The organism is Peribacillus simplex (assembly GCF_001578185.1).
GTDB lineage: Bacteria > Bacillota > Bacilli > Bacillales > DSM-1321 > Peribacillus > Peribacillus simplex_A.
The window spans coordinates 915488-939276 of record NZ_CP011008.1 but is presented as its reverse complement, the minus strand read 5'-3'; the positions used below and the strand labels follow the sequence as shown (position 1 = coordinate 939276).

Here is a 23789-nt window from a genome sequence, read left to right as displayed (position 1 = left end):
TCATTCAGTATTCCGGTCGAAGCTTGTATCCATTTCAAACCATTGCTATCTATGATAAACTAATTGCAATCATTTTTGGAGGTGAAACGCTTGGAAATTACCGTATCAGCTAATCTTAGCAGTAAAATCCCCCAATTCAAAGTTGGGATCATTACATATGAAAACATCGAAATAGGTCCCTCCCCGCAAATGGTGAAAGGGAGACTTCAACTATTTCAGGAAGCTCTTTTCTTCGACCTTGAAGAAAAGGAATTGACCGACTTTTCCGGCATTAAAGTGTGGCGAGAGACTTTCAAGGCTGCAGGGACCAACCCGTCACGGTATCGCCCATCCGTTGAAGCCCTGTACCGCCGCGTAAAAAAACAGAATTACTTGACACCCATCCATTCAGCGATAGATTTGAATAACTTCTTCTCCCTATTATATGAAGTTCCGATCGGCATTTATGATGCGGAAAAGGTATCAGGAGACATCTTGATTAAGATTGGCGAGGGAACGGATGGTTATGACGGTTTGAACGGCCGCTTGAATTCCATGGAAAATATGATTACATCAGCCGATCATGAGGGCGCATTCGGAAGCCCATACGTTGATTCAGAACGCACGAAAGTCACCGAAGAAACAAAAAAAGCCATCCAAATCATTTATTTACAACCTAATACTCCAATCACAGAAGCACATCAGCTAACAAAATCCTTGATGGACATGTTCCTTGAAATCCACGGTGGTGAAGGGACTTACTCGATTGTAGAAGGCTAATCAAAAATGAACGGAAATAAACCCTTTCCACAATCGGAAGGGGTCTTTTCGTAAACTTTCCAAACCTTTAAAGTAAATTTTATTCCCATCGATCCATCCCTTCAGCTTTGGATAATAACTTGATATGCGTCCCGGCCACCGTATGATTTAATGATTCTGATAACCCCATCCACCTGAGAAGTTAAATAACACCCGTCATCATAAACCTAACCGGTTCACTGTTTTTACTAAAACCCCAGAACTGCTGTTTAGGCATTCATCCAAAAATGAACTTATTTTGTTATCCCCTAATGCTGAATAGCTTTGATTAACGCTTTTTATCGGGATAAAATACATGGCAGCTAATATAAAACTCCGGTTTTAATTACGATATGAATGCCATAAGTTCGTATTGTCATCTCTCTGATAGAATAAAAATGATAATCAGATTAACCTTCAGCTCATTCAACCCTTTCCCGAATTTCCGCCCCCATAAAATGCAGGTAATTTGGACAATAAAAAAATCCCACTGTAAACAGTAGAATTCTTGTAATAATATTTAAACGCAAAGCTTCGTTCTCCAGGTAACGAAACCCTACGTTATGAGTATGTATTGGAGCGGGTGAAGGGAATCGAACCCTCATCATCAGCTTGGAAGGCTGAGGTTTTACCACTAAACTACACCCGCATGTCCTTGTAGAACTTTGTCGAATTACCAACAAAATTAATTATATAGTTTAATCTAAAAAAATGCAATAGTTCTTTTAAAAAAATTATTAATTAATGTATTGTAACGTTAATGTATTCATTCACTCTAGTAAAGATGTTAAAAAGCCCCCTGTTTCAGAGAACTTTTTCATCCTATATAATGATTTAAGACCAAATGACTTCCATTAACCGCGGATAAACTTGCTGTGCCGTTTCAAGCAGCATGATTAACTTCCTGAACGCAAGATCCGGTACGATATCCCCCTCAATGGAGTATGAATACCGAATGGAAATGGTCCCATTTTCTTCATAAAGCTTGGAGTACCTAAAATTAGCATTATATTCATTCAACAGTGTATGAACATCCTGTTTCTTTTCAGGATTCTTCAACTCGGCGACATTAAAGCAAAATAAGTCCGCCACATTTTCATCTTGATTGAATGCAAATACTAAAAGGACCTTCCACCCGTCCTTTAACTTTTGCTCAGCTCTAAAAAAGGTGGTTCCATCTTCATTCAACTCATTCATATAGATTTTCTCACTAGTTAAAAAATCACGAAATTCAGCAACGTTTGACATGGTTCATCACCTTTCTGTTTGTAAGTACATTTTATAATGAAAACTGGCATTTTTACAGACTTTTCTATAATCCTTCCAATTTTACCCTATTAACAGAGGCATGAAACACTCATTAAATGAATGGGAGTCAAATATGAACTCCCTTAATAGATTAATTAGCCAGTTGTTTCTCAGCAAAACTGAAGTGCTTCTTGAAGGTCCAAAATTTCCTGGCGGACTTTTGAGTATCCTTCAATTTCAGGCACTTCTTTATTAGTATATGATCGACCTTTATCTGCCGCTATCGCCATGGTTTCGAAAACATACAGCAATTGAGCGAGCTCCCGCTCTGAAAGGACTGGCCGTTCATAGGATTTCAAGCTGGCATTTAGATAATAGCCCAACTGTTCTATCGAAAATATAACGGGCCAAAGAGATTCCAGTCTAGCCTTGTTTTTGAATATCTCACCAAGGGATCCATTGTAAACCGTTAATAGATTCACCATATTTGTTTGCATTTTGTTCCTTTCGCCTCTTTCATCAATTGCAAAGTCATTATCTTTTTCAGAGAACGCCATCAATAATAACTGTCCCTGGCTTCGAATCGTTTTGGCTGTCAAATGATTGAGAAGACTGGATGCCGAACGACTTCCGAGTAACAGCGACCCAATAAGACCTATCATGCTTCCAACGACGATATCTGTTATCCTTACTGTTGCAAAAAAACTGAAATCATAGATTTGAGTTGAATATTCCGCCATGATTAATGCTGAAGGAGTAAAAAACATCGCCGCTAATCCATAATTCCGAACGATGAAAAGCTCTGTAATGAATGTCAAACATAAAATGATCAGAACGATAATGAACTCGTTATGAACGGCTGCTAGAATTAAACTTGCTAGCAGGAGTCCGATGACCGTCCCGAAAGTCCTTTGAACCGCTCGATGGAATGTGGCGATGATGGTCGAACCCGACATAACGGCCGCACAGGATAAGGGAATCCAGTACGAACGGTTAAAATCGGCGGAATATGCGATGATGGCAGCAATAGTAAGGATTGTTCCATATCGAACGGAAGCGCGGAAGACAATTGAATTCTTATCGAACGCCCCAAGAAAAATTGTTTTTAAAGAAGGCTTTGAGATGGTTGCTGCTTGATCGATTTTCTGGACAGGTTCATTCATGATGGCATCTGCATTATAAATCTTCATGAATAACTCTTCCACCTTTTCAGTCATTTGGTCAGGTTGAAGGATCTTTTTTTCATTCTTTGTTTTAGATGCAATGGAACCGGCAAGGGCACGAACGGATTGACCTAATTCTGGCGGCAGTACGATATTTTTGTTCAAGGAAATTTCCAGAGCCTCCAAGAATATGGCATTCGCATGTTCATTCAGTAGGAACAACCGCTTTAACTCATCTGGGCTTCGCCTGTTTGAAAACCCGGCTAACAGTGTATCTTCAGCCTGTTTCATCGCCATTACCGTTCCCTGTCTTGCTTTATTGTATTTCTCGGTTCCCATGGAATCAAAGAATGCCCCCAATTCTCTGTACACCTTTTCCACCGCAAGCGATTCTGGTCCATGAGGGTTGAAAAACCACCCTAACATACAGATTATCCAAGATAGTGCACCACCCATTATAACGAGGCCCCCACGCAACGGAGCCAGACTTTGATCAACGGGCATACCTGTCGCAAGCGCAAAGCTCAAGACGAAGAATACCGCCGAAGGACCGGTAATCTTTAATGCACCAAATATAAAAAAAACACTTGCCCCGATGATCCCCATCATTATGGCTGTTCCCAATTGGTATGGAGCCAAAAGCGTCCCTAATACAACAGATAAAGCAAGACCCACCATCACAAAGAAAATCTTTATAGTTCTTTGGTGATACGGTTGGTTAAAAACGTATAAATAAGTGAAACCTCCGATCCCTGCCAGTAAACCGTACGCTAAATTCCCGAATAATAAGCCAATGAAAACAGGTAAGGCAGCAGCTATGCCTGCGCTTAGTGCTTTTATCCAAGGAAATGGATTCTTCTTTATTTCAAAAACCTGTTTAAATGTCGTATGTATCGCATCTGATTTCAGAGATTCGGAAGGGTGCTTATTTTCACTCATTTTCAATTTATCCTTTCATTAATGATTCTATTAACTCTGCAGTGAAAGCTACTGATAAGATGACTTCTAATAATTATTATCCTTCATATGGATAAAAAGATACCACTAAAGGTAAAAGCAAAGTAGATTGGAACGGGTGTGCGAGACTCCTACGGGAAAAGCGCGTCCAGGGGAGACCCCGCAGGCGCAAAGGCACCTTGGGCGGATTGCCTGCGCTAAGTGAGTGCCTGTAGGCAACGTTCAAATTTGCCTAAAGTCTGGGATATCTTTTTATGAAAAGGAAAACGACCTTTCCCCGATTGAATATCGAAAAAAGGCCGTTTTTATTATAAGCTGCTTAAAAATCACAACAAAGGAACTTCCTCAGCTTTATTTCCATAATACTTAGAGTTGAGCGAATTCAGGTTCCGCAACTTTTACAAGCTGCTTACCGAGGTTCGTTCCTTTAAACAAACCTAAAAATGCATCAGGAGTGTTTTTGAACCCTTCAATAATCGTTTCTTCATACTTCAGCTTTCCTTCTTGAAGCCACTTACCTAAATCCGTCGCACCCTCTTGGAATCTAGCGGCATAATTTCCAACTGTGAAACCTTTCATAAGTGCACTCGTTTTGATCATCGCCGATTGCAGACGCGGTCCTAGATCTTTCCCTTCTGCATTATACGAGGAAATCGCTCCGCATAATGGAATTCGGGCATTCGCATTCAAAAGTGTGAAAACAGCATCTGTCACCTCGCCGCCCACATTATCGAAATAAACATCGATTCCATCAGGAACAGCATTAGCTAAATCTGCCGCAAAACTATCACTTTTATAATTTACGGCTCCATCAAATCCGAGCTCTTTCGTTAAGTACTCAAGTTTTTCATCTGAACCAGCGATGCCAACAACCTTCGCACCTTTTATCTTAGCAATTTGTCCGACTACTGAACCAACTGCTCCAGCCGCTCCGGAAACAACTACAGTTTCACCTTCTTGAGGTTTACCAATATCAAGCAAACCAAAGTAAGCTGTCAAACCGGTCATTCCAAGAATCCCTAAATGCGTTGTGATCGGAGCCACCTTGGGATCAATCACGCGGATTTCCTTTTCAGTGACAACTGTATATTCCGCCCAGTCGATATTCCCAACAACGACATCCCCTTGTTTGAAAGAATTCGATTTGGAATCAACAACTTCAGCAACAACGCCACCCGTGATGACTTTATTCAATTCAAATGGAGCAATGTATGATTTGGTATCTTGCATTCTGCCACGCATGTATGGATCGACAGATAAATATAGCGTCCTTACTAAAATCTCATTATCTTTTGGTGTGGGAACTTCACTCTCAACAAAGTTAAAATCTTCTTTCGAAGGCATACCTTTTGGACGGTTTGCCAGGGTGATTTTTTGTTGTTTTGTTTGTGTCATCATTCGTTCCTCCTTGATTTTGAATGCGTAAATATCGAAAAGAAGCGTATCACTGTTGAAGTTCATAGGTCAAAGAATATGATTGCCTTTTGCTTCCATATCACTCTTTATGTAGCCTTTCTTGAAAGTCCTAAACTTGCTACGACCTATTATGCCCCATGTTTTTCATTCATATAAAGGACATGAGGAAAATGCTTTGTCCTACAATGTTCGTTTTAAGCATAAATAATGTACGTCGACTTCTACCATATACGGTTCGCTTCCTGGAAATTTAACGGCCTTTCCCCGTTTGGATACCGAGAAAAGGCCGCAGCTTGAAATACACTATCTTTATTGATCTGCTTGGCAAATGGTCAAGCTCAGCAGCTACTTTCTTTCTTTCTTCTTATTTATATTCCTGGTTTAAAACGTCAGCCTGGACAGTTTTCACTGCAATCATTGAGGCTATGCTCGCCCTTGAAAAAACTTTGCAAACATATGTGAACTTGGTTTAATGGATGGTCTACATCAATTTTGAAATAAACATCGTCGCAATTCCAAAGTAAATAAGTAACGAGAGTATATCATTTAGTGTTGTAATTAATGGACCAGAAGCAACTGCGGGATCGATGTTGAGTTTATATAAGATTAGAGGAATGATGGTCCCAGCTAAGGTCCCAATAATTAGGGTCATGACTAACGAACTTCCAACCACTAATCCCAGAACGGGATTTCCCTGCCAAACATAAGCTATGATGGAAATTAATATTCCACAGGTAATGCCTATTATCAATCCAACTTTCAGTTCCCGTATAATAAGTCTGGTTACGACTCCCTTATCCGTATCACTAGTGATTAGGCCCCTTACAACAACAGCTAAAGATTGGGTACCTGTATTTCCAGTCATCCCTGCGATCATCGGCATAAAGAAAGCAAGTGCAACAACTTTGGACAAGGTTTCTTCAAAACTGCTTATAATAGTTCCTGACACTAATCCGATAAATAAAAGTAAAATAAGCCAGGGGAGCCGACGATATGCGGCCACATGGGCCTTCGTGTCAAAATCAATAGCTTTACCGGATGCCGATAGTTTTTCAATATCTTCGTTTGCTTCTTTAATGACAACATCAATAATATCATCAACGGTTACAATTCCTAATAACTCATTATTTTTTTCAACAACAGGGATTGCTAAAAAATCATAACGCTCAATAACACCGGCAACCTCTTCTTGATCTTCATAAGCCGATACGGAGATCACTCGGCTGTACATAATATCTTTAATTTTTTCAGATTCATCATTTATTATTAAATCCCGATATGAGACAACACCAACTAATTTTTTATCATTATCAATTACATAAAGATAGTTAATCGTTTCCGAAAACTCCGCAAATATTTTAAGTTTTTCAACTGATTCACGGACCGTATAATGTTGGGGGATCCATACAAAACGGTTTGTCATTATTCGTCCCGCCGTTTCAGGGGGATAATTCATGATATTTTGAACGATTTTAGATTCTTCTTGTTTCATGCCTGAAAGAAGTTCTTCAATTTTCCCAGGGGATAGGTTCTCTAACAATGAAGCTAGGTCATCATTATCCATTAAATCCATTACATGCCCGGATTTCTCTATTCCTAATTTACTAAGAATCTTTAATTGATGTACTTTTTCAAGCTCTTGAATCAGTTCAGCGATTTGTTCTGAATTAAGGAACAGCAAGAAACGTGTATGATGTTTTTCTGGGAGTCCCTCAAAAATCCGAGCAATGTCATATGGATGGAGTTCTTCTAATATTGCTTGAAATTCTTTCTTTTTTCCTTCTTTTAAAACTTTTATCATTTGTAAAGTTATTTGGTCTTCTGTCAAGACTTTTATCATTTTTGCCACTCACTCCTTTTTAGGGGAGCAAAAAAATATTTCCTTAATAAGAGTAAAAAAAATATTATTATTCCCCTTCCAAAATCTTGTGTTTATTCAATTTTCACTAAGTTTCGAGTATATCGTCGCGAATAAGGATCCAAATCCTCACCTCCAGGAAAAAAATAAAAACACCTCCATTACAAATGAAGGCGTCAAAAATACGGTATATATGCGTACATTGTCTGGATGACAAATAAAACAGTCGTATATGACTGAATGACAAATACATAGCATAAATCCAGTTCCTCCATTCGTAGAGCTTTAGCACTGTGTGGCATAGGACAAAGCCAGCTACATTAAAAACCACCTTATGTCGATGGTTTCTGTTGACCCATTGGCGTCTTTCGACATTTTTGGGCAGTAGCGTATCTCCTACACAGGAGCCTCACCTAACGAGGATATTTAATTTACACATCTACTCTAAAAGAGTTTCTTTTAGAAGTCAATGTTTGTTCTATAAAAAATTCTGATATTGACCTAATATCGCTACCGCTATAATTTTTAAAAAAAATCTACTTTGAGAACAGCACCGTCCTTAAACATACCGATATTAGACACAGCCTCATTAGCCATTAAATCTATTATGTACACTTTTATGGAAAAATAAATACCACCTTGAGGGAAAAAATTGGAAATCCATATTAATACATATTTATAATGAAGACTGATAGAAGTGATTCAAATATCAATAATGAAAGAGTGACTGAAACAGAAAACGACAATAAAGTTCTAATAAAGAAAGGAAGTTGCTCAAATGAAAAGACCTTTAAAGATTATATGTATCATCGTAAGCGCTTTAGTATTAATGGCAGGTTGCAGAATCAAGGAGGCGGAACAGGTGGATGAGAATTTGAAGGAAGTGAGCTCATTGAAAGATATTGAAGGTAAGTGGGAAGGAGATATAAAGATTCCCAATCAACCCCTTCCAATTATTGTTCATTTCACGAAGGAAGATGGAACTATAAGTATTCCTGTACAAGGATTGAACGAATTCCCCTTAACAAGTGTTAAGTTAAGTAAATCAGATTTATTTTTTGATATGAAAATTCAAAATCAGCAAATAACGTTTGATGGGAAAGTCGATCAGGAAAAGATTTCAGGAACATTTGCTCAGAATGGGCAAGAGTACCCCTTTGAATTGCTTAAGAAATCCAATCAGGAAGTTGCAGAAAAAGAATCAGGTGAAGTTGTGCAGGCCGACTTAAAGAAAGGAACAATTAATGGCCTTTTAGAAACACCAAAAAATGAAGGCCCTTTTCCTGTGATGATTATAATTGCGGGTTCTGGTCCGACTGATAAAGATGGGAACACCATTGCAATTCCCGGGAAAAATAATAGTTTGAAAATGTTAGCCGAAAGTCTTGCGGAAAAAGGTATTGCAAGCATAAGGTACGATAAGCGCGGTGTAGGGGAAAATATGAAATTAGCAGGAAAAGAAGAGGACCTGAGATTTGAACAATATATTGATGATGCAGCTGCTTGGGTTCAATTTGCTAAGAAGGATCGGCGTTTTTCCAAAGTTGGCATCATCGGCCATAGTGAAGGTTCTTTAATTGGAATGGCAGCTGCAAAGAAAACGGAGACAGACATATTCATTTCATTAGCGGGTGCAGGCGAACCTATAGACCAAGTACTTGTTAAACAGCTTGAAGAGCAGTTGACACCGGCGTTATTAACGGAATCCAAGGATATTCTGACAAATCTAAAACAAGGTAAACAAGTCGAGTCTGTCAACGCAGACTTGTATAGTGTATTCCGTCCTTCTGTTCAACCCTACATGATTTCTTGGATTCAATATAATCCGATAGAATTAGTAAAAGAACTAAAAATCCCTGTTCTAATCGTAAACGGGAATAGAGATATTCAAGTTGCTCCCAATAATGCAAAAGCTTTGTACAAGGAAAAAGGCGATTCTGAATTACTTATAATCGAAAAGATGAATCATGTATTGAAAGAAGCCCCTGCAGATCGAGAGGGGAATCTAGCAACCTATACAAATCCTGAACTACCGTTATCACCTGGATTGGTGAATGGAATTCTTGAATTTTTAAACAAACATGACATCACCAGTAATGATGATCCATTAAAATGATAATTGAGAATTGGGTCTCCCGGGGGTTGCAAAAATGCATCAAATGATCAATATTAGGGTAAATTCTGAAAGTCCCTAGCTAAGATAAAAAATACAAAACTTCAGCGGGGGTATTCTTTATTGCATTACCCTATCAATGATTTGATAATGATAAATTTTATTTTTTAAATAGGAACAGGGAGCCAAATTTATTGGCTCCCTCAGTTTGGAGTTTATTCCCTATAAGAGAGGATATTCCCTGCCCATCTTTCTACTTGTTTTGATGGGTACACTATATAATATAATTATACCTCAATAAAAGAGGGAAGTATTGGCGTATAACGAAGAGGCGCCGCCAGAGTGTACGAATAGAATGTTATCATCCGGCTTAAATGTGCCTTTTTTTACTAAATCAATGAGTCCCGCTGCCGCTTTACCCGTATAAACCGGATCCAGTAAAATCCCTTCTGTTCTGGCCATGAGCTTGACAGCTTCCACCATTTCAGGCGTAGGTAAAGCATAACCAGGTCCGACATACTCATCAAAACACACAACAGCCTCACGAGGGATTGAATTCGGAACGCCGATGTGTGCTGAAGTTTCTTTAACAAGCTGAAAAACTTTCTCTTCTTGTTCGGCTTTTCCTCTGCTTACGTTTATTCCGATTACCGGTATTTTACTTTGATTGCCATAAAATCCAGTCACCAAACCTGCATGCATTCCCCCGCTGCCGCTTACACAAACAACAGCATTCACATTGACTCCTTGATCAAAGGACTGTGTCAAAATCTCCTGAGCACAAGCAACATATCCCGTTGCACCAATTGTATTCGATCCCCCTACCGGAATTATATAAGGTTTATATCCCTCTTCCGTTACCTCTTTAGCTACTTTCTGCATTTCTTTCATCAAGTCTGTTCCATTAGGTACAACTTTGATTTGTTCAGCGCCCAATAAATGATACAGAAAATAGTTACCGTTAAAATCCGGCTCTGAACTTTCTGAAAGGTCCTCTTCCAACACAAGGATGCAATTCATTTTCTCTTTAACGGCAGCGGCTAGTGTTAAGCGGCAATGATTTGATTGAATGCCCCCACATGTAATTAAGGTATCCGCACCTTTTTCCATTGCATCGGCTACAAGGAACTCTAGTTTTCTTGTTTTATTTCCACCAGCCGTCAGCCCAAGTAAATCATCTCGTTTAAGATAAATGGATGGGCCCCCAAGTACTTCAGAAAAATGATGTAATTTCTCCATGGGTGTATTTGTTGGTGTATATCGACGTCTCGGGAATTGCGCTAAATTCATATTAATTCTCCTCCTGTATTCTCTGTCTAGGACTACCCTATGTAAAGTAAAGAAAAGAGAATATCAATTTGACGTTCTCTTTTCTATTATTATTATTATTATTATTAGATTATAGCAATTGCTTCGATTTCAATCAAAGCATCTTTAGGTAAACGAGCAACTTCAATCGCACTTCTAGCAGGATAATCATCCAAAAAAAATTCTCCATATACATGATTCATTGCAGCAAAGTGACTCATATCGCTTAAAAAAACCGTTGTTTTTATTACCTGCTGTAAGTTTGCTCCCGCCGCTTCTATAACTTTCTTAAGATTCTCCAATGACACCCTTGTTTGCTCCTCAATATTATCAGGCATTTCTCCAGTTTCAGGATGAATGGGAAGCTGCCCTGAAGTATACACTACATTTCCTACTTTAATACCTTGTGAATAAGGACCGATAGCCTTTGGGGCTTCATTGGTTATGATTGTTTCTTTTAACATATAAACCACCTCTTTTTTTTTTGCAATCCTATTAAAAAACGGAATTGAATTTAATTCTCCTTTGAATAAAACACTTACATTCACACAAGCCTTCCCTCTTATTCTTTGCGCTCAAAATCACACTCCATCAGAGGAACTATTTTTGTTTTCTTAATGATTTTATAACCAAGCCAGAGAAGCAAGAAAATAGGAAGACCTATATACGTCGCTATAATTTCTGCCCAGCTAATTTGATCTCCGTAAAAAAAAGTCTGCCCAAAAATGAAAACCACAAAAAATAATAGCGTGATGACCGGGCCCAGCGGGTACCATTTGGCTTTAAACGGCAATTCATTTAGATCTCTGCCTTGGGCTACATAGGCTTTACGGAAGCGGTAATGACTAACGGCAATCCCGAACCATTTGATAAATCCGGTAAGGGCTGAAGCATTTATCAACCAAATGAAAACTGAACCATTTCCAAAAAGGGAAGCCAAAAAAGAGGCAAGTCCTATAAAAGCAGTTGTACAAAGGGCCCACATGGGAATTCCCTTCCTGTTAAGCCGTGCAAAGATTCGTGGTGCCTTTCCTTCTTTCGCCAGTGCCCATAGCATACGTGAAGAAGCATACATTGCTGAATTTGCTGCTGATAAAACAGATGTAAGCAGCACAGCATTCATGACGGAAGCGGCTAATGCCAACCCAGCTCTTTGAAGAACAAGCGTGAAAGGGCTGATAGATACATTTTGAACACCCGATTTAAGCAGGTTTGGATCCGTATAAGGAATAATTAAACCGATAACAAAAATCGTCAACACGTAGAAAATAAGGATTCGCCAGAAGATTGACCGAATCGCTTTCGGTACGTTTTTCGATGGATTTTCGGTTTCACCGGCTGCCGTCGCAATCACCTCAGTTCCCTGGAACGCAAAGCCCGCGATGAGCACTACACTAAAGATAGATACAAGCCCGCCATGGAAAGGAGCATCTCCTTGTGTAAAGTTACTGAACCCGACCGCATGTCCTCCCATAATTCCAAAAATCATGGCAACCCCAATAACGAGAAATACGATGATCGAGATGACCTTAATGCCGGCAAACCAGTATTCACTTTCCCCATATGCCTTGACTGATAAAACATTTAAGATTAGCAACAAACCCAGAAATAGTGCACTCCACAAGATAGAAGGTGAGTCCGGAAACCAATACTTCATAATAAGAGTAGAGGCCACCAAATCTGCAGGAACCGTTATCGCGGTTGTATACCAATAGTTCCAACCTAATGCAAAGCCTAATGCAGGATCAATGTACTTTGAGGCATAGATGTCAAAGGCCCCCGGGAGCGGTAAGAAGGCCGATAGCTCTCCTAAACTATTCATAACAAAATAGACCATGATCCCTACCAGAATGTATGCAGCAAGCGCTCCCCCCGGCCCCGCAGTGCTAATCGTCGATCCGCTGGATACAAACAATCCAGTTCCGATAGCGCCACCTATAGCCATCATCGTTAAATGTCTGGATTGCAGCTTCCTTTGTAATGATCCTTTTGAATTTCGCTCTTCTAGGGTGTTACTTATCTCTGCTTCTAATTTCCCCATAGTGTATCCCCCTTTTTACTCATTGTTCAAATACAACTTGTATGCAAGGTTCATCTGGCTGTTATTTCAATAAATCTCTTCATCATTCATTTACAGAACTTTCAGTTATTTTATAAAATATCTCTATACCTTCAGCTTTTGTCCTCACCCTTCTAAAATTTAGGCGAGAAAATGATATGCACTCTCCCGCTTTTATTTTAAGAAACTTTAATTGAGATAAAATAGATATTTTCTATGAAGTTAACATAATTTATATTTTTCCAACTTGCGATAAAGAGTAGAGAGGCTAATCTGTAGTTCCCGGGCAATTTGTTCCTTATCATGCCGATATTTTTCAGCCAGGAAATAGCTCTGGATTACGTCTTTTTCATATTCAGAAATCATTTGTTCTAAACTTAACCCTCTACACTCTACAGAAAGAGGATCCTGTTGAAACAGATAGTCAGGTAAATCATGGAAGGAGACGATATCTGATTCAGCCATATTTGCCATATATTCTACGGCGTTTTCCAACTGCCGTATATTCCCCGGCCAATCATAGCTTATAAGCCATCGTTCCAGCATGGGATCAAATCTCAATGGGTGTCTTTGCATGATCTTACAATGTTTATGCATGAAATGTTCAAGATACAAAGCGATATCATCACGCCGCTCCCTTAAAGGTTTGGTATGGAGAGGGATGACATTGAGACGATAATATAAATCCTCGCGAAAAGTGCCATTCCGCACCATTTCCTCCAGGTTTTGGTGAGTGGCTGCAATCACCCGTACATTAATCTGGATTGCTTTTTTTCCACCGATTCTTTCAATCTCTCTTTCTTGTAAAAACCGTAATAACTTTGGCTGCAAGAAAAGCGGCATATCTCCAATTTCATCAAGAAAAATGGTCCCGTTATGTGCTAATTCGAATTTCCCCAGTTTCCCATTCCGCTTTGACCCGGTAAATGAGCCACCCTCATAACCAAACAACTCACTTTCCAACAAGCTCTCAGGAATGGCAGCGCAATTAACTGCCACAAATGAATGCATCCGCCGCTTGCTTTCAAAATGAATCGCTTTGGCAATTAATTCTTTCCCCGTTCCGCTATCTCCCCTGATCAAAACAGTGGAAGGGCTGTTTATAATCCTTTTAGCCTTCTTAATAACATCTTTAAGCCCGGAATCTTTTCCAAGAATGTTTTCAAAAGTAAAAACCTTCGGGGGAATCGGAATCTCTTCTTGAATTTTGCAACCCGGTTCCTTCTCAGGGTCCAGCATTGCTAATTTATTGACCAACAATGTACTAACATAGCGTAAAAACTGTATAAGATTCTCTGATTCTATAATCATTTTCTCCTTTTGTTCATGGGAAAAACCAATCATGCCGATGACGCCAACTGGTTTGTCTTGCTTTACAATAGGAAACCCGATGGTGGCGAGTTCTTTGCATTGATTCACGAATTTACAACTCCTGCACTGCGACTCATCTCTTTTCACGTCGTAAACCACTCCAGGCTCCCCTGTTTCCAATATCATTCTGAAAAAGGAGCCTTCCGGAGCGGTTTTGCCAATGAGATCTTTATAGTAGCCAGTTCCGCTAATGCGAACGCCCTTTTCATCAAGCACGGTTATATCCAGACCAAGGATTCCTGCTGTGTTCTCAGCGTAATCTTGAATAAACTGCTGTATGCCGATAAAGCCTGCCATATTATCCTCCTCTGCTATAACGTTATATGCAATAATAAAATAATTTTATTATTGCATAAATTCTACGCTTTACACAAAGAGGAGATAGCTTTTTCTATGCCATCCAAAGCATTTTTCAACATCGAACGCGGACAAGCAATATTGAGCCGCATGAACCCTTCACCTTCCATACCGAAAATGAGCCCTTCATTCATTGCAACCCTTGCTTTGCGTAACATAAATTCATCCAATTCTTTAACTGAAAAACCCAGTTCCCGGCAATCCAGCCATACAAGGTATGTGCCTTCCGGCTGGATGACTTTAATTTGCGGGATGCTTTTGCTGAAGTAATTCAGAGTGAATTCCAAATTCCCCTGCAAATATTCAAGGAGCTGATCCAGCCATTCTTCTCCGTGTCGGTAAGCAGCCTCTAACGCAACAACGCCAAATATGTTCGGCGAACCAATGGATAATGTATTAAGTTCTCGATCATACCTATCGCGCAGTTGTTGATTTGGAATAATGATACTTGACGTCTGTACACCCATCAGGTTAAAAGTTTTGCTTGGCGCAATGCAGGTAAGAGAATGATTTGCAAACTCTTCTGATATAGAGGCAAAAGGAATGTGAGTATGTGTCTTATAAACAAAGTCACAATGAATTTCATCTGCCACAACGAGAATGTTATGCTTCATGCAAATCTGTCCCAATCTTGTCAATTCTTCTTTGCTCCATACCCTTCCAATCGGGTTATGAGGACTACACAAAATCAACATTTTTACCGTTGAATCCATCTTTGCCTCTAGGTCTGCGAAATCTATGGAATAATGTCCATTTTCAAGCTTAAGCGGGTTGTTTACAATTTCACGGCCGTTCGCTTGAATCACACGGGCAAAATGATGGTATACAGGAGGTTGGATAATTATTTTGTCCCCTTTCTGAGTGAAGGACTGAATCGCCAACGATAGGGCTGGAATCACACCTGGGCTGTGGGTAATCCATTCTTTCTCAATGGACCATCGATGTCTTCGTTTTAGCCAACTTACAATCGATTCCATATAAGAGTCCGGTCTAAGTGTGTAGCCATATACACCGTGCTCCACACGCTGTTTTAATGCTTCGATGATAGGTTGTGGAGACTGAAAATCCATATCGGCCACCCACATCGGTATAACATCCTTTACCCCAAATTGACTTTCAAGTTTATCCCATTTTTCACAATCAGTGTTCAGTCGACGGATTTCTTGGTCGAAATTATATTTCATCGAGTATCTCTCCTTCTCATGTTCGCTTGTGTACCTTGCCTCTTTATATATGCAATTGCCATGCCAACCCATTTCTTCTATAAAATCTCCTTATACCGCGGTGATTATTTTAAAAATTTTCCATTCTAAGCATTGGCACATTTGCAACTATGGTAAGTATTTTCGCATGTATGATAAAATTCAAAGAATTCATTTAGCATCTCTGGCAGGGCGCAACTTCTGCTGTTTTCTCCATTCCTCATATCCGCCTACAAGGCTTTGTACTTCTTTAAAACCATGAACTTGTAGAAGGCTTGCAGCGATGGCCGATCTTCCGCCGGTTTTGCAATAAACCAAAATTGGTTTATCATGTGGAATTTTGTGTGCCTGTTCTTGTAAATGACCAAGCATCACATGCTTCGCCTGCGGAATATGGCCTTCCTCCCATTCGCCCATGCTTCGGACATCAAGCACATATATACGGTCTGATTGAGTAGCAACATCTAACTTGTCCATTGTCACTTCTTCATACTTCATTACACGCGAATCAATTTCTCCTGCCATCTCATCGATATATGGTTCCATTGTTGCAACGACGTGATCCAATCCAATGGACTGGAGATCATTCACAATAATTTCCACAACATCATTGCTTGCGAGAAGATATAAAGGTCGGTCATAGTCCAACAGCCATCCCGCCCAGGTTATAAATGATTTGTTATAAGGGATATTAATTACACCTTGTATATGCTTTTTGGCAAATTCACTGGCCGGACGTGTATCAATGACAATTCCCTGTTTCGCCCATTCCAGTACAATATCTATTGAAACCGCCATACGAAGTGGCGCTGCTATACTTCGAATTTGCTGCGCACCCTCTTTGTTCAACCGCTTCATCATTGAAAAATAAGAGGGTGCCTCCGGCTGTCCAGCCAACAGCGCTTCTATAAAGCCCTCCTCATTATCATATTGCAGTGCCCAATTTGTCCGTTTTTCATATCCGATGGTTGATGATGGGATTGCTCCTAGCGCTTTTCCACAGGCACTGCCCGCTCCATGCCCTGGCCATACTTGCAGATAGTCAGGAAGATTTTTAAACTGCTGCAGAGACCGATACATCTTGCGTGCCATTTTTTCCGAGGACCCGTGCACCCCTGCGGCTTTTTCTAATAAATCGGGGCGCCCCACATCACCGACAAATACAAAATCACCAGTAAATATCCCGAGTGGATCCTTGGTAACTGTACCCCCATCTGTTATAAGCAGTGATATATGTTCAGGTGTGTGTCCTGGTGAATGAATCACCTCAAAATGGATATTTCCAATCGTAAATACATCTCCATTTCTTAGAAAGCGGTGTTCATACCCAGTTACGTACTCATATTTCCAGTCCGGCCCTCCCTCATCAGATAAGTACAATGTTGCCCCAAGCCTGGAAGCCAGCTCCTGTGAACCAGACAAAAAATCGGCATGGATGTGTGTTTCCGTTACACCCACGATCCTCACACCATTTGCTCTTGCCATTTTTATGTAAGGTTCTACATTACGTGACGGATCAACAATGATCGCTTCGCCAGTAGCTTGGCATCCCACAAGGTATGAAGCTTGGGCCAGTTTCTCATCATAAAAATATTTGAGCAGCATAAATCTTCCTCCTTTTTTTATGGATATCAGAAATACTATTACATCATACCTTTAAGCATCCCATTCCAATACATAACGGGAAGCAAGTTTTTCTTCAATACATACATACTGAACCTCTCACGGGATTGATCGATTGGAAAGGTTTCTTGAGGCTGTAAATCATAATTGAATTCAGCCAGTATAAGCCGCCCGTATCCAGTAACAAGTGGACATGATGTATAGCCGTCATATTTATGAACCATTTGTTTGGCACGCATTCGATGAAGTAAATTTTGCACAAGCACTGGTGCTTGTTTGCGAATAGCAGCCCCTGTTTTTGACGTAGGCAGGTTTGTACAATCCCCTATGCCGAATATATTGTCAAAGTGTTCATGCTGCAGCGTATATTTGTCCACAGCCAGCCAGCCATTACTAGCAGCAAGGGAACTATTCTTGATGAAATCCGGGGCGCTCATCGGCGGTACCACATGAATCATGTCATATTGCATATTCACGCGCTCTTTTGTATTTAGATTTTCAAATGTCGCTCGTTTTTTATCACCATCAATTTCAATGAGATGATGCATAAAATATGTTGCGATTTCTTTTCGTTCAATTATTTTGTTTAGTGCCTGTTCATATTTTTTTACATTGAATATGGATGGGCTGCCTGAAACAAAAATAACCGAAGATTGCTGGCGAACTCCTGATTTTCTGAAATATTCTTCCGCCAAATACATAATTTTTTGAGGAGCACCACCGCATTTTACCGGAGTGTTCGGATTGGTAAAGATGGAAGTCCCGCCCTTGAAGTTTCGGATCGCCTCCCAAGTGCTATCAACATAATCATAAGAGTAATTACTACATACCCCATTCTTTCCAATACTCTCTTTTAACCCCTTGATTTCATGCCAGTTAATTTGAATCCCCGCAGCGACAACTAAATATTCGTAGTGCAGTTTGTTTCCGGATGCTGTTAAAACAACGTTTTCATCTGGCTGAAATGTGGTAACCGCATCCTGTACCCATACGGCTCCTTTCGGAATAACAGATGCCTCCTCCCTTTGTGTCACAGTTTTGTCAGCTTCGCCTGCTCCTACAAGCGTCCATAAAGGTTGATAATAATGTTTCGTCGCAGGGTCAATGATGGCAATGTTTCCGCTCAGAGTGCGTGATTCACGCAGGAGACGTGCCGCGACCGTAATTCCGGCACTGCCGCCTCCTACAATCATAATTTTATAATGTGTCTCATTCTTCATCTTTGCCATTCTTAATCACCTCATATCAATTTTATAAAGCAGCTTATCAATTTGACGCTTCAGATTGGAAGCGGCACCGAAATCTTTTTCGATGGGCGTCCGCCCAATTAAATGACTTTTCCACTTTCCACTACGATTTGATTGAGAAACTGTTCAACCTCCTCCTGGCTTTTTCCGAGTTTACTTACAAAGCGATTAAGTTCCCTCCCTTCTTGAAAAGCAATAAAGCTTGGGATTCCATACACATCTAGCTTCTCTAATAATTCCGGTAAATGGTCTCGATTTACTGCGATCATATCTATTTTTTCTTTATACGCTTCTTCTACAATTGGCATGAATAAATTGGTATTCTGACAGTCTGGGCACCATTCAACATAAAATTTGGCAACAACTGGTTTTGTTGATAAAATCGCCTCATCAAACTCTTGCTTTGTTTTTATCTCTTTCATAATTACAATCCTCCCTAAATTTTGTTCTCAATGCTATACTGATTGTCTTCATTACTTGAACGCTCTTGCTTCAAGATATCTTTTGCAATCCAGAGCATACATACATCCACTTCCTGCAGCAAACTTTCCAATAAAGCTTTAGTAATTGGCGATTCATCACTCCCTACTTTCTCTATTTACTCATCATTTATATCAAGCAAAAACCATGCCAACTAATTTTCTCCTGTAAAACCGCTTTGTTTGTACATTTCACTCTTTGGAAATTCCCATTTTTGCTATCATTTATAGTAAAAAACCTTTATCATCAGGCTTAAAGCCTTCCTAGGACTAGGAAGGCTTTTTGCATCTGTGATAAACTCTTAGAACCAATTATTAAAGTGATTATCAAACATTTAAAGTTAATAAGTATTTCCCTTAAGTTTCGTATAACTGAAATTGACTAGCCTTTCCCTTTATTGCATTAGATAAAGAGCTGATTTCACAGCCCTTCCATGAACCAATTCCATCTGCTGATCACCCCGGCTTATCCTTCCTGTTAAACAAATATTCTTCAATTTCCTGCTTGCTTTTTAAAATAACCATTATCTTTTCAGGCTCACTTCTTTGAAGATCTGCAAGTCTTTTTTTCATTTTTTTCTTACGTGGAAAGTAGGTGGTCATTATAAATTTAACAAACTGCCAGTCTAATTTTTCTTGACAGCCTTCACCCATATCAGGTCTTGTTTTCCCTATATAAGACAACCAACGTTTTACAACACGGTAAAGGCAAACACGGAGAGGGAGTTCTAAATAAATAATCGTATCGGCATGCTCAGAACGTAAGTCAAAAGAATTACTATAATTACCATCTATTATCCACTTGTCATCACTCAATACTTCCTTCTGAGCAGAAATAAAATCCTCTAAAGGAGCTTCCACCCAGCCAGGCCTCCAGTAGAATGTATCCAAATGATGTACATCAATATTTAAATTTTCTCCTAGTCTTTTTGCAAAAGTAGATTTTCCGACGCCCGCGGATACTCCTATAACCATAATACGTTCCATTGATATACCAGCTTTCTACTTTGGGTATTGGGAATGATTTGTTGTTTCATCATTCTTTCTTCCCTTTAGCTCCATAGGGAAAAGGCGACCCTTCTTAATGAAGAATCGCATCAGTAATTTGAAAGAATAAAATGATTGGTTATTTGTACACTGACATTTAAAAAAGACTATGTTTTTTCTCTATTAAATAAGTTGCCCTAAATGTTTCTTTGCCTCGTAATCAACAAGTTTTTCTTCATGCTTAATTCTTGCCAGATAATCCGGGTTGGCGATAAGCGGACGTCCAATCGCCGCAACGTCAATTGTGCCCTTTTCCAGTGCGGCTTCTGCTGTTTCAGGATCAAGCCCTCCCACACCAACTATAATTCCATCCCAGTGGCTGCGTACCAATTCATGCATGGTCAGTCCCCTTGCAATCGGTTTGGTAAATTCCATCGTGGACGGGTGAATCATTTTGACTCCTGTTTCATTAAACGCTTCAATAAATGTTTGGATCGCTGTTTCAGGGTCTTCCCACATGTAAGACGGCTGGTCAATTTTCAAAGCCGAGAAACGAATAAGGGTACGTTCCACTCCAACCGTATCAATAACAGCTTTTAGCACTTCCTTCATAAATGTCAGACGCTGTTTCAAATCACCGCCGTACCGATCCGCCCTTTTATTGGAAGTGTCAGAATTGAACTGGTCTATTAAGTAGCCATGTGCACCATGAATTTCAACGCCGTCAAAGCCAGCATCCATCGCATTCTTTGCAGCTTGTTTATATTGGTTCACTACTTCTGCAATATCCGTCTCTGTCATTTCTTCAGGAATATCAAAAGGTTTTCCGAATCTTGAAACCTTTCCTTCAGCAGCGATAGGAGAAGGGGCCTGCGGAGGTCCTCCTGCAATTTCATGATGGCTTGCCCGGCCAACATGCCAGATTTGCGCAATGATCGTTCCGCCTTCACCGTGTACAGCTTCCGTTACTTTTTTCCACCCATTGATTTGCTCTTGAGTATAAATCCCGGGCACCCCAGGATTACCCTTTGCTCTTGGTGAAATCACGACACCTTCTGTAATGATGAGCCCGACTCCATCTTGAGCCCGTTTTCGGTAGTATTCTACGGTCAGGTCATTCACAACACCAGTTTCGTTATCGGCAAATGACCGTGTCATAGGAGCCATTGCCGTTCTTGTTTTTAAGTTCCATGCACCTATTGTTACAGGTTCAAACAGTTTAGTTATTTTTTTCATTTGAATTCCTCCTGTTAACCACTTTACCTGAGCTAACTTTTAGTAACTATCATTGTGTAAGATTATCCGATAAGTGGTTAATTTTCAAATAATTCACTCTAAATTTAAAACCATTTGATAAAAATGGTATTATAGACCAATAAAAAAGCACTTATTCATTACCAATAAGTGGATGGTTCTAAATTACTTTTTTCCAAACAAAAAAGCCAGTCAGAGAAAACCTTTTCCCTGCTGGCTGATGGATCTTTTTTCATACCTTTTTAGTCACGTGCTGTTCTGATAAAAAACGATACGATCAAACCAATGATTGCAAGGACTAGACCGAAAATGAAGGCATCTTGAACGCCTGCAGTCAATGAACCGCTAATGGCTGATGGATCGAACGGATCTTTTGCATTTGCCATATAATTTTTTTGGGATGCTGACATGATGGTAATGGCAACGGTTGTCCCTATGGCTCCCGATACTTGTTGCAATGTATTCATAAGAGCCGTTCCATCCGGATAAAGATTTTTCGGCAGTTGATTCAGCCCATTTGTCTGGGCAGGCATCATGACCATCGAAACACCAATCATAAGGAGAGTATGCATGATGATTACCATAATGATAGATGTTTCAGTCGTTACGTTCGTCAAAGTCCATAACATGACAATCATGATAATAAAGCCTGGAATCACTAGTCCTCTTGGTCCGAACTTATCAAATATGCGTCCAGTAACCGGAGACATGATACCATTAAGCACTCCACCCGGTAAAAGTACCAGACCAGCTGAAAACGCAGCTAATGCCAGCCCGGTTTGCAGGTATAGCGGTAAGAGGATCATGGATGACATGATGATCATGAAGGTGATGAAGACGGTTATTAACCCTAAAGTGAACATGGGATATTTAAAAACGCGCAAGTCAATCATCGGTTTATCCATATTGAATTGCCTTACAGCAAACAGGAATAGCGCTATAAGGCCGACAATGAGCGAGGATAGAACTATCGCATTACTCCATCCATGTTCCCCAACAATACTAAAGCCATAAACAATTCCTCCAAAACCAATGGTCGATAAAATAATGGATGGTACATCGATTTTAGGTTTGGTGATTGTTGAAACGTTTTGCATATACTTGAGACCGAATAGTAAAGCAATCACAAAGAATGGCAAAGACACCCAAAAAATGTAATTCCACTTCAAATTTTCAATAATCAAACCTGAAACTGTCGGTCCGATGGCTGGGGCAAACATGATCACCAGCCCCATCAATCCCATCGTCGCTCCCCTTTTATGGATCGGGAAAATCAATAAGATGGTATTGAACATAAGAGGCAATAAAAGACCTGTTCCGATTGCCTGGATGACTCGAGCTAGCATCAAGATGCCGAACCCAGGTGCAATTGCTGCAATGAGCGTCCCAATGATGGAGAACACCATTGATGCAATGAATAATTGACGGGTATTGAACCACTGAATCAGGAGTCCCGAAACGGGGACCAATATCCCCAATGTTAATAAATAGCCCGTTGTCAGCCATTGCACGGTGGAAGGACTGACATTGAATTCCTGGATTAAATCCCCCAGCGCCATGTTTAAAGCCGTCTCACTGAATAACCCAATGAACCCTGCAATTAAAAATGCAATTAAAATGGGGGTAGTTCTAATGACTTGGTTTTGTTGCTGTGTTGCATCTATAGACATAAAATGATTCCTCCAATTACTGATTGTTCGATGTAAGCATAAAATAATTTTTCCTTATGACTTATTTATTTATCAACAATAATGGTATCTGTTCCGCAATGGCTTGGAGAGGTTTCCCGTTTTTCGCCGTTAAGGATAAAAGGATACCGCCCTCAATTAAAGCATTAATTACGATACTCAATTCCTTTGCCCGTTTCTCACTGAATTTCGCCTCGAGTAATTTCTTCACATATATGGATTGCCAATCTTCTATCGCTTGTTGGCAGGCCGTTCTTATCGGCTCACTCGTCGTATATGTTTCCGCCGCTATCGTCCCGATTGGCAGTCCTAATAGATTTTCACTTTCACCAAAAACCTCGGATAATTGAAAAATATGAGCCTGAATCGCTTTAATAGGGTCTTCGATTTCATCAAATCCCCGTTGAATTTCATCTATCACGAATTCTTTTGTATGAATAATCGCCTCTATCGCCAATTCTTCTTTGCCTTTCGGAAAATAATGATACAGCGAACCTTTTGGGATACCACTTTCCTCAATAATATCCTTAAGTCCTACACCATAATATCCACGTATGCGAAAAAGTCGGGAAGCAGCTTCAATAAGAATGTCTTTTGAGTTTCGTTTGTCTGCCATAGCTGGATCACTCCTTCGAATTATATCAACCGGTCCATTAGGACTATACTTGTATATTATTGTTTT

Annotated in this window: 18 protein-coding genes, 1 tRNA gene, 1 pseudogene and 1 riboswitch; of the genes and pseudogenes, 3 read left to right on the top strand and 17 right to left on the bottom strand. The window is 39.9% G+C overall.

From position 1 onward, the window contains the following. Nucleotides 1-90 precede the first annotated feature (90 nt). On the top strand, nucleotides 91-759 hold the full coding sequence (locus UP17_RS04390; RefSeq protein WP_061461820.1) for a B3/B4 domain-containing protein: 669 nt from the start codon (nucleotides 91-93) through the stop codon (nucleotides 757-759). 593 nt (nucleotides 760-1352) lie between these two features. Here UP17_RS04390 and UP17_RS04385 read toward each other — a convergent pair. The 4 genes from UP17_RS04385 to UP17_RS04370 all read right to left on the bottom strand — a co-directional run bounded on the left by UP17_RS04385 (nucleotide 1353) and on the right by UP17_RS04370 (nucleotide 5540). Then, nucleotides 1353-1426, bottom strand: a tRNA-Gly gene (locus UP17_RS04385). Nucleotides 1427-1611: 185 nt separating this feature from the next. Further along, a complete protein-coding gene (locus UP17_RS04380; protein ID WP_061461819.1) occupies nucleotides 1612-2025 on the bottom strand; it encodes a YbjN domain-containing protein in 414 nt (137 codons plus the stop codon). Between the two features lie 170 nt (nucleotides 2026-2195). Continuing rightward, nucleotides 2196-4127, bottom strand: coding sequence for an FUSC family protein (locus UP17_RS04375; protein WP_061461818.1), 1932 nt, complete (start codon nucleotides 4125-4127; stop codon nucleotides 2196-2198). A gap of 384 nt (nucleotides 4128-4511) precedes the next feature. Continuing rightward, a complete protein-coding gene (locus UP17_RS04370; protein WP_061461817.1) occupies nucleotides 4512-5540 on the bottom strand; it encodes an NADP-dependent oxidoreductase in 1029 nt (342 codons plus the stop codon). Nucleotides 5541-5854: 314 nt separating this feature from the next. On the opposite strand from UP17_RS04370, the gene UP17_RS27315 reads away from it, so the two are divergent. After that, nucleotides 5855-6034, top strand: coding sequence for a hypothetical protein (locus UP17_RS27315; RefSeq protein ID WP_155727222.1), 180 nt, complete (start codon nucleotides 5855-5857; stop codon nucleotides 6032-6034). An 8-nt stretch (nucleotides 6035-6042) separates the two neighbouring features. Here the strand turns inward: UP17_RS27315 and mgtE are convergent, their stop codons facing one another. Beyond that, the gene (mgtE, locus tag UP17_RS04365; protein ID WP_208857042.1) at nucleotides 6043-7401 is read right to left on the bottom strand and encodes a magnesium transporter; all 1359 of its coding nucleotides are present in this window, start codon (nucleotides 7399-7401) and stop codon (nucleotides 6043-6045) included. A 280-nt stretch (nucleotides 7402-7681) separates the two neighbouring features. Then, nucleotides 7682-7847: riboswitch (M-box (ykoK) riboswitch) on the bottom strand. Nucleotides 7848-8197: 350 nt separating this feature from the next. On the opposite strand from mgtE, the gene UP17_RS04360 reads away from it, so the two are divergent. Further along, a complete protein-coding gene (locus UP17_RS04360) occupies nucleotides 8198-9535 on the top strand; it encodes an alpha/beta hydrolase family protein (RefSeq protein WP_081108697.1) in 1338 nt (445 codons plus the stop codon). Between the two features lie 291 nt (nucleotides 9536-9826). On the opposite strand, the gene UP17_RS04355 is transcribed toward UP17_RS04360, so the two are convergent. The 12 genes and pseudogenes from UP17_RS04355 to UP17_RS04300 all read right to left on the bottom strand — a co-directional run bounded on the left by UP17_RS04355 (nucleotide 9827) and on the right by UP17_RS04300 (nucleotide 23723). Next, nucleotides 9827-10822, bottom strand: coding sequence for a D-cysteate sulfo-lyase (locus tag UP17_RS04355; RefSeq protein ID WP_061461816.1), 996 nt, complete (start codon nucleotides 10820-10822; stop codon nucleotides 9827-9829). 104 nt (nucleotides 10823-10926) lie between these two features. Next, on the bottom strand, nucleotides 10927-11304 hold the full coding sequence (locus UP17_RS04350; protein WP_061465969.1) for a Rid family detoxifying hydrolase: 378 nt from the start codon (nucleotides 11302-11304) through the stop codon (nucleotides 10927-10929). Between the two features lie 98 nt (nucleotides 11305-11402). After that, nucleotides 11403-12881, bottom strand: coding sequence for an amino acid permease (locus UP17_RS04345; RefSeq protein WP_061461815.1), 1479 nt, complete (start codon nucleotides 12879-12881; stop codon nucleotides 11403-11405). 240 nt (nucleotides 12882-13121) lie between these two features. Next, complete coding sequence (locus UP17_RS04340; RefSeq protein ID WP_061461814.1) at nucleotides 13122-14567, bottom strand: sigma-54 interaction domain-containing protein; 1446 nt, start codon at nucleotides 14565-14567, stop codon at nucleotides 13122-13124. A gap of 62 nt (nucleotides 14568-14629) precedes the next feature. After that, nucleotides 14630-15811, bottom strand: coding sequence for a MalY/PatB family protein (locus tag UP17_RS04335; RefSeq protein ID WP_061461813.1), 1182 nt, complete (start codon nucleotides 15809-15811; stop codon nucleotides 14630-14632). A gap of 189 nt (nucleotides 15812-16000) precedes the next feature. Then, nucleotides 16001-17434, bottom strand: coding sequence for an MBL fold metallo-hydrolase (locus tag UP17_RS04330; RefSeq protein ID WP_061461812.1), 1434 nt, complete (start codon nucleotides 17432-17434; stop codon nucleotides 16001-16003). Between the two features lie 38 nt (nucleotides 17435-17472). Beyond that, nucleotides 17473-18672, bottom strand: coding sequence for an FAD/NAD(P)-binding oxidoreductase (locus tag UP17_RS04325; RefSeq protein ID WP_061465968.1), 1200 nt, complete (start codon nucleotides 18670-18672; stop codon nucleotides 17473-17475). A gap of 107 nt (nucleotides 18673-18779) precedes the next feature. Beyond that, complete coding sequence (locus UP17_RS04320) at nucleotides 18780-19121, bottom strand: thioredoxin family protein (protein WP_061461811.1); 342 nt, start codon at nucleotides 19119-19121, stop codon at nucleotides 18780-18782. A gap of 513 nt (nucleotides 19122-19634) precedes the next feature. Beyond that, a complete protein-coding gene (locus UP17_RS04315) occupies nucleotides 19635-20165 on the bottom strand; it encodes a P-loop NTPase family protein (protein ID WP_061461810.1) in 531 nt (176 codons plus the stop codon). Nucleotides 20166-20348: 183 nt separating this feature from the next. Next, a pseudogene (locus UP17_RS04310) lies at nucleotides 20349-21389 on the bottom strand (alkene reductase); the annotation flags it as partial. A 272-nt stretch (nucleotides 21390-21661) separates the two neighbouring features. Then, nucleotides 21662-23089 carry an MDR family MFS transporter gene (locus tag UP17_RS04305; protein WP_061461808.1) on the bottom strand — a complete coding sequence of 476 codons (1428 nt, stop codon included), beginning with the start codon at nucleotides 23087-23089 and terminating at the stop codon, nucleotides 21662-21664. A 61-nt stretch (nucleotides 23090-23150) separates the two neighbouring features. Then, the gene (locus UP17_RS04300; RefSeq protein WP_061461807.1) at nucleotides 23151-23723 is read right to left on the bottom strand and encodes a TetR/AcrR family transcriptional regulator; all 573 of its coding nucleotides are present in this window, start codon (nucleotides 23721-23723) and stop codon (nucleotides 23151-23153) included. Between the last annotated feature and the right edge of the window lie 66 nt (nucleotides 23724-23789).